This is a genomic window from Paenibacillus sp. JCM 9796 (assembly GCF_055379675.1).
In genome coordinates, this window is the sequence record NZ_AP043723.1 from 399,772 (window position 1) to 412,346 (window position 12,575).

Below are 12,575 nucleotides of genomic sequence, written 5' to 3' on the forward strand. Positions count from 1 at the left end.
TTGTCATTCCTCGCTTTCGTACCGCGGATAACCGGACAAGCACACGTCCTCGCCGCAGCGTTCCACCTGAAGCCGTTCGAGCTTGATCGCCCGGCTCATCGTCTCGAAGCCGGGAAAATCGAAGTTGCCGGGTGCCAATGCTCCGCCGCCGATGATTTTCGGCGCCAGGAACAGCACCAGCTTATCGACGAGCCCGGCCGCCAGCAGGGCTCCGCTCAGCTTGCCACCGCCTTCGACGAGCAGCGAGCCGATCTCGAGCTCGCCGAGCCGCCTCATGGCGGCGTTCAGGTCGACGGTCGGCCCCGGGCCGCAGTCGACCATGCGCACGCCGCGCGCTTCGAGAGCGCGGCGGCGTTCCTGCGGCGCCCGCTCCGTCGTCAGCACGACGACGGGCGCCGCCCCGTCCCGCACGAGCCGGGCGTCGGGCGGCAGCCTCAGCGTCGAGTCGGCGACGACGCGAATCGGGTTCAGACCCGGCACCTCGAGCCGGGTCGTCAGGGCGGGGTCATCGGCCAGCACGGTGCCGATGCCGACCAGGATCGCCTGGTGACGGTGGCGCAGCAGGTGGCCCTGGGCACGCGAAGCGTCGCCCGTAATCCACTTGCTGTCGCCCGTCTTCGCGGCGACTTTGCCGTCCAGCGTGCTGGCGCTCTTGACGGTTACGAAGGGCCGGCCCGTCGCGATGTATTTGTTGAACGCCTCGTTCAACGCCCGCGCCTCTGCGGCAAGCACGCCGGTCGTCACCTCGATGCCGTGCGCGGCCAAGCGCGCAAGCCCCGAGCCCGCGACGAGCGGGTTATCGTCGGTCGCGGCGACCACGACGCGCTTCACCTTATCGCGGATGAGCCGGTCGCTGCAGGGCGGCGTCTTGCCGTGATGGCTGCACGGCTCCAGCGTCACGTATGCGGTCGCGCCCTCGGCTTCCGCCCCGGCCATGTTAAGCGCGTGCACCTCGGCGTGGGCTTCGCCCCGTTTCAGATGGGCGCCCATGCCGACGATGCGTCCGTCTTTGACGAGCACGCAGCCGACGACCGGATTAATGCCGGTCTGGCCGGAAGCGGCCCCCGCCAGCTGCAGCGCCAGCCGCATATAGTATTCGTCATTCAATAGCGCGGCCGTCATCGCAGATCTCCTTTCCTGACTTGCAAAGGCCGAACATGCAAAAAAGCCTCTTTTTGCATGGCAAAAAGGGGCTTGTGAGAAGCGGATTGCTAAGTTTGGACACGGGAACTTGATTCGGATATCCACCCTGCGACTTCAAACCGCCGCAATGAGGTTATACGCTACAGCCTGCGTTTCAGCCGGATGTGCAAATGCAACGAAGCGCGCCGCGTACGCGAACAAGGCCAAGTTTATCGCAGGCCGAATGCAGCGTACGTACAAGGTCTGAAACGCTCTCGCATCCATCGTGAATAAATGTTCGCATCCCGCGCATGTGAAAGAAAGCGCATGGCAAACGCAGCATCGAATGATTCCCCGCTATCCCCTTCTCCCATCCAGACTATACTGTCGGTCTCGGAATTACACCGAGTCCACCGGCTCTTCAGACGAAGAGCACGGGTCACGGACTGAGGCAGCGGCCGAAGCCGCCGCACATCACCGCCGGTAGGGAATTTCACCCTGCCCCGAAGGTTCAGCTATGCAGTTTTAGTTTTAAGTGTCAGTATAACCGTTGAAGCAGGATTTGTCTAGACTTGGTTGGACAAGAGCCTATATCTCGACAACTTGGACGCTTTCCATTTTCTCGCGGCCTTTAAAGCTGTCCACATGCTCCATACCGGAAACCACTTTACCGAAGACGGTATGCTGGCCGTCCAAATGCGGCTGCGGCTGGTAGCAAATGTAGAACTGGCTGCCTCCGGTGTTGCGTCCCGCATGCGCCATTGCGAGCGTTCCGCGCTCATGTTTGTTCGGGTTAATCTCACAATTGATGGTGTAACCAGGGCCGCCGGTGCCTGTTCCGTTCGGGCAACCGCCTTGCGCGACGAAGCCGGGGATCACGCGGTGAAACACCGTGCCGTTATAAAAGCCGGAATTGGCCAGTTTCTCAAAGTTAGCTACCGTATTCGGGGCGTCCTTGTCGAAAAGATCGAGTACTATTTCGTTACCATCGGTTAATTTAATGATTGCTTGTTTAGCCATGAGAAGTTCGCTCCTTTGTTTGCTGTATCGTTTCATGCCGAATGATCGATACCCGCCTACACCGCGCGGGCACGAGTCTCCACTATTTTACTACATCGACATGCGAAAGGAAAATGTCTGCATATAATCTGCATATAAATCGAGGATGCCTATTCGAGCTTTCCCGGATATCGCCGGCATCAAACGATAATTCGACAAAAAAACTACCGGAGTTCCACCGTTTGCTTCGAGCCGTCCTAAAACCGGCAAATGACGCGCCGACGCTCGTCGATAGCTGTTCACTGCATCGCAAAAAGCCGCTCGGCCGCAACGCCGAACGGCCCCTTCTTATCTTGTCTTCGTGACCGGCTTCATGCGGGACGGCACGACGTCGTTCTGAATCAGATGGTCGTACGATTCGCGCTCCACGACAACGTCCGCTTGACCGTCCTTCACGAACACGACCGCCGGACGGCGGATGCGGTTGTAATTGCTGGCCATCGCGTAGTTGTAGGCGCCCGTGCAGGCAACGGCCAGCAAGTCGCCGGTGCGCACTTGCGGCAAGCGGACGTCCCAGATGAGCATATCGCCGCTTTCGCAGCATTTGCCCGCGATCGATACGACTTCCTCGCTCGCTTCATTCCCGCGGTTGGCGAGCATCGCTTCGTATTCCGCCTGATACAACGCCGGACGAGGATTGTCCGTCATACCGCCGTCTACGGCCACATATTTGCGCACGCCCGGAATGTCCTTGTACGTGCCCACTGTGTACAGCGTAGTCCCCGCATCGCCAACGATGCTCCGGCCCGGCTCCGTCCAAATTTCCGGCAGCGGATAGCCGTGCTTGCCGAACTCGTCGCGTACCGTTTCGGTGATCGCCCGCACGTACTCCGCCACCGGCAGGGGCGTATCGCCTTCCATGTAGCGAATACCGAAGCCGCCGCCCAAATTGAGCACGCTGAAAACAACGCCCAGCTCGTCGCGCATTTGGACGGCGAAGCCGGTCATTTTCTCCACGGCCAGCTTGAAGCCCCCGACCTCGAAAATTTGCGAACCGATATGCGAATGAACGCCCAGCAGCTCGACGTTCGGCAATGCGGCCGCTTCCTTCACCGCCTGCTTGGCGGAACCGTTCTGCAAGTCGAAGCCGAATTTCGAATCTGTTTGACCGGTAGAAATGTACTCGTGCGTATGCGCGTCGACCCCCGGTGTGATGCGGAGCAAAATGTTCGCCTTATGACGCTTCTCGCCGGCAATCGCATTGAGCATATGCAGCTCGACGAAGTTATCGACGACAAAGCAGCCGATGCCTGCATCGATCGCCATCTCGATTTCATGCGGCGTCTTGTTGTTGCCGTGAAAATGTATACGATGAGCCGGGAAACCCGCTTGTAGCGCCGTATATAATTCGCCGTCCGAAACGACGTCCAAAGACATGCCCTCTTCTTCCACAATCCGGCACATGGCCATCACGCAGAACGCTTTGCTTGCGTAGGCCACTTGAAACGGCAGTCCCGAAGCCCGGAACGCCTCGACAAATTCGCGGCAGCGCTTGCGGATAAGCGTCTCGTCCATGACGTACAGCGGCGTACCGAACTTGCCGGCCAGGTCGACCGTATCGCAGCCTCCTATTTCGAGATGACCTTGTCCGTTAATCGTACTCGTGCCGTGTAAATACATCGCGTATGACTCCCTCTTTCCCCAGATAAACGGCTGCGCCGTCCTTGCTTCCTACCTTTAAAGTATCATAATACGCTCTAAATAGACAACATGCAAAAAAAGCCCGCCGCGGGCTTCTGCCCGGGCGAGCCTGAATAACGCGTTTCATCCCTTCGAATGCATCACACTTCAAGATTGCGGCTGCCGCGTGCCGTCCTTCGTTTTCGTCAGGCTCATCCTCGTTCTCATAGAGAGGAAGGGCCGGCGCACCATGATGTCGTACATCGCTTTGCCGTTAAACGGCAAGAACGGCCATAAATACGGCGTGTTGTAGGAACGCTGCATCGCGAGCATGGCGATCAGCAGGGTCGAAGCGATGACGAGCCCCGGCACCTTGAAGATGGCGGCGGAGACGAGCAGCACGAGACGAGCCAGCCGATTCGCAAGACTTAGCTCATAGCTCGGCGTCGCGAACGTCCCGACGGCCGCTACCGCCAGATACAAGATGACCTCGTTCACGAACAGCCCGGTTTTGACAGCGATGTCGCCGATCAGGATCGCGGCCACCAGCCCCATCGCCGTAGCCAGCGGCGTCGGCGTATGGACAGCGGCCATCCGCATCAGATCGATCCCGAGTTCGGCAATGAGAAACTGCAGGATCAACGGGATTTTTGCCGTTTCTTGCGGTCCGATGAAATCCAATCCGGCCGGCTTCAGCTGCGGCGAGGTGACGATCAGGAACCAGAGCGGAAGCAGGAACAAGGATGCGGCGATTCCCATGAAACGCACCCAGCGCAAGTAGGAGCCGACGAGCGGAGTCTGCCGGTATTCTTCCGCGTGCTGCACGTGATGGAAGAAGGTCGTCGGCAAGATCATAACCGACGGCGACGTATCCACGAAGACGACCATGTGCCCTTCCAGCATATGCGCGGCGACGACGTCCGGACGCTCGGAGTATCGCACCATCGGATACGGATTCCAGCCTTTGCCGATAATCGCTTCCTCCAGCTGTTTTTCCGCAAGCGGCAAGCCGTCCACATTCACGGATTTGATCTTGTCGCGAACCGACTCCACCAAATCCATATCGCATATATCCTGAATATATCCGATACAAACATCGGTTTGCGTCCGATTGCCGACTTGCGTAATCTCCAGCTTCAGACGCGGGTCGCGCAGCCTTCTCCGCACCAGCGTCACGTTCGTCAGCAGCGTCTCGACAAACCCGTCCCGCGACCCGCGTACGACGCGTTCCAGGTCCGGTTCCTCCGTGGAGCGGACCGGAAAGTTCTTCGCATCGACGAGCACCGCTTCGTTCTCCCCTTCGAAGAAAAACGCCGTGCCGCCCATCATGACATTGTCGACGGCTTCTTTCAGGTCCAAGGTCTTCTTGACCTGAATATGCGGAATTAGCGCATGATCGAACAGTTCGATGACGTTCAGTTTCTCCGGGCCGCCGCGCTCATCCTTCTGGGCATCCGTTTCCGGCGCATCGTCGCGGCGCGTGCTCCGTTTCTCGTGCTTCCCCGCTTCGCCCTCCCGGTGAGATTCGCCGGCATAAGACAAACGCGTCAAAATGTCTGTTAACACCGTGTCCTTGGCGAAGCCGTTGTAGTAAAAAATGCCCGTCTTCTGGCCGCCGAATACCATCTCTCGAAACACCACGTCGAAGCTTTTGTTTAAGCCGACCCGCTCTTCAAGCTGCCGCTTCAAGCGGTCGAAATCTTGGGAGATGTTCGTATCCTCTTTCAGCTCGCGTTCTTCATCGGACATCTTGATTTCCGCCTCGTACCCGCCGTCCGTTCCGGACGAGCCCGGTTTTCCAGCGGATGGCCCCGATTCTTGTACATATCCGATGATGCTGCCTTCTTCATCGATCACCAGCTTCGGATCGCGCGCATCCGTTTTTTTGTCGTCCTGTTCCGGCCGATTCGAGCCGGTCGGGCTTCCCTTCATCAATCTCGCTCTTTTGAATCCCTTGTGACGAACCATAGCGGCTTCACCCTCCTGTTTCCACATGAATACGTTGCGGAACCGGCCTGTCGGCCGTTTCTTCTAATTCAGTACGCCGATCCAATCGATGATCGAACCGAGCACTTTCCCGAAAATCATCGCCATCAGCAGCCATATCATATAGGCTTCCATCCCGATGCGTTTTGCCAAAATCGGGAGCACATTAATGACTTCCGTCAAAGCGGCGGCCAGCATACCGACGAAACAACCGGCGAACAAGCCGAAGAAGGCTGCGGCCATCGGGAACAACCCATAGGTCCATTCGAAGAAATCCGTGAATGTAAAAAACAAGGAACCGATCACAACCGCTCCTTCATATCGCCTCATATGCCGATAGGAACGCGTAATTTGGGCCAGTCGCGGAATGATGTCGAGCACAACGAGAAACGCGACCATCCCGCTTCCGACGGCAAGTCCCCCGGCTAAGCCGATGAAAGCAAGTACAAGCCCCCCTGCCCATTCGCTCATGGCTTATCCGCCTTGGATACGTCATCCTTCGCCTCACGATTCAGCTTGGCGTATTCTTCCGTGATGATGTATTGGTTGACGTTCTCCTGATACATGAACATCTCTACTTCAAGCGGACTCGGTTCTTCGTTGAATTTTTTTTTGAACAAATGATTAAAAAACACGATCATCCCGATCCCGATCCCAATGGAATATGGAATTTGCAGCAGCAGCGGGTGAACGTTCTCTTTGCCCGTCAGCAGCTTGTAAATATGGCGGTGAACTTCCGCCATGCTGACGTCCGCATGAAAATTCATAATCGCCAACCCCGATCCGATGAACAGCAGCAGCCATACCAAAATAATAAGCAGCATGCTTGGAGCTTTCGTTTTGTCGCGCACCTCCACTAACGTATGAGGCTCGCCGAAATGCTCGACTTGCATCCAGGGATATAACTCCTTCACTTTCCTGACGATTAGCATCATATCGATCAGCACAAGGCTTCCGTCGTACTCTTTCGGTCGATACAGTTCCAATTTCAGCAGCTGTTGTTCGTATTCGGGAGGCGCCAACAGCTGAGCGACCTGCCCGAGCAGAACCGACTGCTCCCTGCTGATGCGCAGCGATCGGCGCAGCCGGATATAGAGAGATGGCGGAGAAGTACGCTGTAGCATCGCATTTGGACCTCCCTTGGACCACATACGGATAGTATGAATAGGAAATCCTTCCGGTAATCACCTCTCCGATTGGAAAAAAATCCCTCGCCTCTTGATGTATACCTAGCCGGATTCCTAGGAAAAGTAAGATCAGAAGCTAGCTACAGCACACACATGACTTCACTAAGGATGGTGTTGAATATGACAAAAACGGCACTGACACTCGTCATTATCGGAGCGTTGAACTGGCTGTTGGTAGGATTATTCGAATGGGATCTGGTAACGGCCCTGCTGGGGGGAGACGTTCATCGCGAGTCTTCCGGCTTGAGCCGAATCGTGTATACGCTTGTCGGATTGTCGGGGTTGTACTGCATCGGACTGCTGTTCCGCGACGACATTCGATCCCGGGCATAGAAAGTCGAAGTTTCTTTGAAGAACGTCCATACCGGGCGAATAAACGAAGAAGGACCTGACGGTTTTCCGCCAGGTCCTTCATTGTGCAAACTAAGATAAGTCCGGGCAAGTATGGCACCCTGCAAGATACAGTTGGAATGAGCTTCGATACATGCTGAATTCCGGTCGCCTTGTATCGTTATTTCCGTCTTGGCATGTTCGGTTTGAAGCTAAATAATCCCCTCGCCGCCAGTCCAATCAGGTCGGAATGCGAACGGAAGTTTCAATACGCCCTTTGTTCCCGCCACTTCAAAGTTCATTTCGCATCGCCATTTCGGAGCTGCAGTCCACGGACGATTTGACTTCGCCAATCAAGCCGTCTCGAATCAGTGGTTTGGCTTTGACATGCTGGGGATGTAACTTACTTTGCTCATCGTCATAGGTTTTCTCCTTGCGAGGAACCATGGTTCAGATCCCGACCGAGTTTTCGATAAATGGTGCTTCGGTGAATGCCTAGCTTTGCCGCTGTTTTCGATACGTTTCCATTGAACTCTTCAAGCGTTGAACGAATAAGCTCTATTTCCTGATTTCTCCCGATACGCCTTAAATTCGAAACGCCTTGTTTACCTGAAGTCAGGTTCATCCTGCCTCCGATAACTTCCTCCGGTAAATGCGACACATGCACGACGCTGCCTGCCGATCGGGCAGCTATCCGGTAAGCTACATTTCGCAATTCGCGAACGTTGCCGGGCCATGGGTAATTCTCCAAAGCCCGCATCGCCTCCTCATCGACCTGAACCGGCAATTGCCCGATCTCCTGACAGGCCTTGTGCAGGAAATGTTTCAAGAGCGTCGATATATCCCCCTCCCTTTCACGTAAAGGAGGCACCCGCAGCGACAAGACATGTAAACGATAGTACAGATCCCGGCGGAACTTGCCGCTCTCAACATCCGCATATAGATTTCGATTCGTGGCGGCAATAATTCGCACATTGACTTGAATCGGCTGCTTACCGCCCAAGCGGACAATTTCCCGCTCCTCTAAAACCCGCAGCAAAAGAGTCTGTAAATCGAGCGGCAATTCCCCTATCTCATCGAGAAAAATCGTGCCGCCGCCGGCTTGTTCGAATTTCCCCGCCCGCCCTTCTTTGGCTGCTCCGGTAAACGTACCGCTCTCATAACCAAAAAACTCGCTGGCGGCCAGCTCTTTAGGGATAGCGCCGCAATTCACAGCAACGAAGGGCCCTTCTGCCCGATAGCTCCCCCCATGGATGGACTGCGCCAATAATTCTTTGCCTGTTCCGCTTTCTCCTTCAATTAACACCGGAAAATCGCTTCTTGCAGCATTCTTCGCTTCCATTACGGCAGCAAGAAATTTAGGCGAAGAGCCGATGATGGAATGAAATGAATATTTGGTTGAAATGGCCTTGGCGGCACGCCCTTTATGGCTTGGCGGTACAGCCTGAACGATGGCTCCGATAGTTCGGCCTTGATGGATACAGGGACGAAGCGTAAAAAGCCAATTTCCGTCTTTTCCTTCGGCTTCCCAGCTCCATTCCGAAGCCAGCCTGTTTAAGGATTTGACCGGACTGCCCACCATACGATTGCCGGAGTCAATCCAACCGCACTCAACCATTTTGGGAGATGCTTTAATCACGTTCCCCCCTCGATCCAGAGCAACGATATACGTATTGCGGCTGTGAGATATCACATCCAGGCCGTATTCCATGACTTTAGCCCGTTCGGATTCCAGCTTGTGCCGCAACCGTTCTTCAACGACCCGCGAGGCTGCAACAACCGCAGAAAGCGTATGAGGATTGGCAAACTGCCACGGACCTGTCAAATCGAGAATCGCAAGAATTTGCCGGGAGGCCGGATCGCGGATCGGCGCTGCGGAGCAAGTCCACCGATGCACATCGCTGCAGTAATGCTCGGCGGCAAATATTTGTACAGGGCTCTGACTTATGAGGGATACGCCGATAGCGCAAGTGCCCGCACTATCCTCCGCCCAAGACGATCCGATAACGAAATTCATTTTTTCAGCTTCATCTCTTAATTGCGCGTCCCCGTCAATTTTTACAATCGTTCCTTGCGGGTCGGTCAACACCACTAAATGTCCACAATCGTTCGCCAGTTCCTTTAATTCGCTCAATATGGGATCGATTTCGAAGATCAGCGGATCATTTAACAAATATTGTTGAATATGACCCTCAGATAAACGAATGGATGATTTGGATTGGAAAGGATGGAGACCCTTGGTATGGCACCGGCGCCATGAATCGATAACCAAAGGACGAATATCCAGGTTCAAAGGCTCCTGGATCATAAAACTGTTCCATGCCGACTCCAGTTTCGATCTTGTGAAATCCGGAGAAGACCATGCATTTAAAGAAAGATGGGGATTCATGATAGCAAACACCTCCAGAGCCATGGAATAAAGTTTCCTCAGATGGATGTCGTACAGCGGCGGGGGATTTTATTGTAATCGCTTTCTTATTTACCTAAAAAATAACGAATACCAGCCAATGGGCAAAACAGCACAAGAGCCTGCCCATGATTTAGACAAAGTATAAATATAAAATAAACCAGCTGCAGCGTATATGTCAATCTGTCCGGGCGCATGACCAGGAAACCGCTGAACGCACTGTCGCAATACTGTCGCTTTCTTGCAACAGTCGCATTTCTTTGCGACATTTGCGACTGGCCGAAGCTCTCGATCAACCTGTGGATGACCCCTGATTCGATGGATAAAAAACGTATACGTCCCCTCTTTTTATTTAGAAATTATTAAAAATTGAGGAGTGGACTTTGTTTTGGCATGATTTTTGCTAAGAATATCGATGTCGGATCGTACCATCCTCAACAGAGGCTCGTCCGAACCAAATAAGATTGATTCATGTGAAAAGGGAGGATTTAAGAAGTGGCGAAGAACGTGTTGATTCTCACAGGAGATATGGCAGAAGCGTTAGAGGTGCTGTATCCGCTGCATCGTCTTAAGGAGGAAGGCTACACTGTTGACATTGCGGCACCAACCCAAAAATTGATCCAAACCGTCGTCCATGATTTTGAACCCGGCATCGATACATTTACGGAAAAATACGGGTACCGGGTGCAGGCTGATTTTGCGTTTAGTGAAATCGACCCTTCGCGCTACGATGGTGCCGTTATACCCGGCGGACGCGCACCTGAGCATATCCGAAATGACAGCGCATTCATTCCGTTGGTGAATCATTTTGTGGAAACCCGTAAACCGTTAGCGTTTGAATGTCATGCCGCCTTGGCCCTCCTTCCGCTCGGTCACTTGAAAGGGCGTCGATGCGCTGCCTTTTGGTCATTGAAGCCTGATCTGATCGCGGCCGGAGCTACATTTGTAGATGAAGAGGTTGTCGTGGACGGCAATTTCGTAACGTCCCGCGCCTGGATCGATCATCCTGGTTATATGAGGGAATTTATTCGTTTGCTTCGAGGGTAAACCGATAGCCGGCTCTTGTTTAATCATTTCATTCCTGGAGGTTGATAAGCATGATTAAAGCAGCAAACGGTGAAGAAATTTTCGTTATTGACAGTCACATTGCGCTGTGGAACGGAAGTACGGAAAACCAGCGGAACAGACACGGCGCTGAGTTTATCAATTGCTTTTATGACTACCACAAGAAACATAGTCCGGTCGAGTATCGATGGCCGAAGGAAAAATTCCAGAAATACGATGCCGATACGCTGATTCAGGATATGTTTGTGAAAGGTCATGTAGACATGGCGATTTTTCAGCCGGTTTATTTAACCGATTTTTATAAAGAACCATTCGGCGATATTGAGAAAAACGCGTTGCTCGCCAAGCAATACGACGGGCGCTTTATCAGCAACGGCTCTTTTGACCCGCGCGATGGGGAACGGGGACTTGAGTATCTTGATTATTTAGTTGAAACCCACGGCATCATTGGAGCGAAATTATATACAGCCGAATGGCGGGGTACTTCCAAAGGCTACAAACTAACGGATCCCTGGACAGAACGGTACCTGGAAAAATGCGAGAAGCTTGGCATTGTCAATATTCACATTCACAAAGGGCCTACGATTACCCCGCTTAACAAAGACGCGTTTGATGTGGCGGATATCGATGAAGCGGCTTCTAACTTCCAAGGTTTAAATTTTATCGTAGAACACTGCGGTCTTCCGCGAATCGAGGATTTTTGTTGGATCGCCACACAAGAATCCAATGTTTACGCGGGTTTAGCCGTCATCATGCCATTCCTTCATTCCCGCCCCCGGTATTTTGCGGAAATCATCAGTGAACTGCTCTTCTGGGTTGGTGAGGACAGAATCTTATTTGGAAGCGACTATGCGCTTTGGGAACCGGGCTGGCTCGTTGAGAAATTCATGGACTTTGAACTTCCGGAAGATCTTCAGAAAGAAACCGGTGCTCAGTTAAGTCTTGCGGTCAAAAAGAAAATTTTGGCCGAGAACACCGCCCGATTATACGGTATCGATATTGAAGCTATGAAAGCCAAACTATCGAATGACCAGTTCGCTGTGCACAGCTCATCGTGATGAGGAGGAGCAGTTATGCAGCAGAAGGAAGAAGTCTTTGCCAAGTTAGCCTTAGTCATTGACCCGGAACTTGATCAATCGCTGCCCGAGCTAGGCTTTATCAACGAAGTAATCATTGAGGAATCTCATGTCAAAGTGTCATTCTGTCTGCCCACCTATTGGTGTTCGACGAACTTCGCTTATATGATGGCGGAAGACATCCGCGACCGGGTCGGAGAGCTTCCTTGGGTCAAATCCATCATCGTCAGCCTTGAAGACCATTGCGCCTCGGCCGAAGTCAACGACGGGGTGAATACGGGCAAATCGTTCGCTGAAGCGTTCCCGGATATGGCAACGGGAGAACTGGACGGACTGCGCAGAACGTTTCGCGTTAAAGCTTTCATCGTCCGTCAAGAAAAGCTGCTCCAGCACTTCATTCGAGAAGGATTCGATCATCAAGCGATTCTGAATTTGACCCTTCGCGATGTAGCAGACCATCTTGCTTTGAAGTCGGATAAGAAGGCGCTGGCCGAACGTTATTTAAGCATTCGTGAGGAATTCGGGTATGTCAACGAGCCGGAGGACTCTACCATTGAAAGCAGCGCGGTATCCGTATCGTCGGCAGCCTGGTCGGAAACTACAACGAGCTGTATCCGTTAAGGGAGCTCCATGCCCGCGGGAAAGTCATCCTCCACTCCATGACGTACTCAAACTGCTTCATCAAGGAAAGATCACCGGACGCGCCATCTTGGTTCCCCAAAC

General features: G+C 53.6%; 11 protein-coding genes and 1 riboswitch. Of the genes, 4 read left to right on the plus strand and 7 right to left on the minus strand.

Annotated features, from left to right (window positions below):
* Positions 1-3: 3 nt before the first annotated feature.
* The 6 genes from ribD to ACZ439_RS02020 form a co-directional block, all read right to left on the minus strand.
* Entirely contained in the window at positions 4-1,122 is a 1,119-nt protein-coding gene (gene ribD, locus ACZ439_RS01995; protein WP_464620567.1) for a bifunctional diaminohydroxyphosphoribosylaminopyrimidine deaminase/5-amino-6-(5-phosphoribosylamino)uracil reductase RibD, read from the minus strand.
* A 358-nt stretch (positions 1,123-1,480) separates the two neighbouring features.
* Positions 1,481-1,637: riboswitch (FMN riboswitch) on the minus strand.
* Between the two features lie 73 nt (positions 1,638-1,710).
* Positions 1,711-2,142, minus strand: coding sequence for a peptidylprolyl isomerase (locus ACZ439_RS02000; RefSeq protein WP_054795164.1), 432 nt, complete (start codon positions 2,140-2,142; stop codon positions 1,711-1,713).
* Between the two features lie 327 nt (positions 2,143-2,469).
* A complete protein-coding gene (gene lysA / locus ACZ439_RS02005; RefSeq protein ID WP_054795165.1) occupies positions 2,470-3,801 on the minus strand; it encodes a diaminopimelate decarboxylase in 1,332 nt (443 codons plus the stop codon).
* A 168-nt stretch (positions 3,802-3,969) separates the two neighbouring features.
* Positions 3,970-5,769: a spore germination protein gene (locus ACZ439_RS02010; protein ID WP_464620568.1), complete on the minus strand. Its 1,800-nt coding sequence runs from the start codon at positions 5,767-5,769 to the stop codon at positions 3,970-3,972.
* Between the two features lie 63 nt (positions 5,770-5,832).
* Complete coding sequence (locus ACZ439_RS02015; protein ID WP_127605417.1) at positions 5,833-6,258, minus strand: stage V sporulation protein AB; 426 nt, start codon at positions 6,256-6,258, stop codon at positions 5,833-5,835.
* Positions 6,255-6,911 (minus strand): stage V sporulation protein AA, encoded by a 657-nt coding sequence (locus ACZ439_RS02020; protein ID WP_127605418.1) that lies wholly within the window; start codon positions 6,909-6,911, stop codon positions 6,255-6,257. Before ACZ439_RS02020 ends, ACZ439_RS02015 begins: the two co-directional genes overlap by 4 nt.
* A gap of 183 nt (positions 6,912-7,094) precedes the next feature.
* Here ACZ439_RS02020 and ACZ439_RS02025 point away from each other — a divergent pair, with 183 nt between their 5' ends.
* Positions 7,095-7,307: a DUF378 domain-containing protein gene (locus tag ACZ439_RS02025; protein WP_054795166.1), complete on the plus strand. Its 213-nt coding sequence runs from the start codon at positions 7,095-7,097 to the stop codon at positions 7,305-7,307.
* A gap of 415 nt (positions 7,308-7,722) precedes the next feature.
* On the opposite strand, the gene ACZ439_RS02030 is transcribed toward ACZ439_RS02025, so the two are convergent.
* The gene (locus tag ACZ439_RS02030) at positions 7,723-9,693 is read right to left on the minus strand and encodes a sigma-54-dependent Fis family transcriptional regulator (protein ID WP_464620569.1); all 1,971 of its coding nucleotides are present in this window, start codon (positions 9,691-9,693) and stop codon (positions 7,723-7,725) included.
* 513 nt (positions 9,694-10,206) lie between these two features.
* Between ACZ439_RS02030 and ACZ439_RS02035 the strand changes: the two genes are divergently transcribed.
* The 3 genes from ACZ439_RS02035 to ACZ439_RS02045 are packed head-to-tail and all read left to right on the plus strand — an operon-like array spanning position 10,207 to position 12,473.
* Complete coding sequence (locus ACZ439_RS02035; protein ID WP_127605422.1) at positions 10,207-10,758, plus strand: DJ-1/PfpI family protein; 552 nt, start codon at positions 10,207-10,209, stop codon at positions 10,756-10,758.
* Between the two features lie 50 nt (positions 10,759-10,808).
* Positions 10,809-11,834, plus strand: coding sequence for an amidohydrolase family protein (locus ACZ439_RS02040; RefSeq protein WP_127605424.1), 1,026 nt, complete (start codon positions 10,809-10,811; stop codon positions 11,832-11,834).
* 15 nt (positions 11,835-11,849) lie between these two features.
* Entirely contained in the window at positions 11,850-12,473 is a 624-nt protein-coding gene (locus ACZ439_RS02045; protein WP_054795170.1) for an iron-sulfur cluster assembly protein, read from the plus strand.
* Positions 12,474-12,575 lie beyond the last annotated feature (102 nt).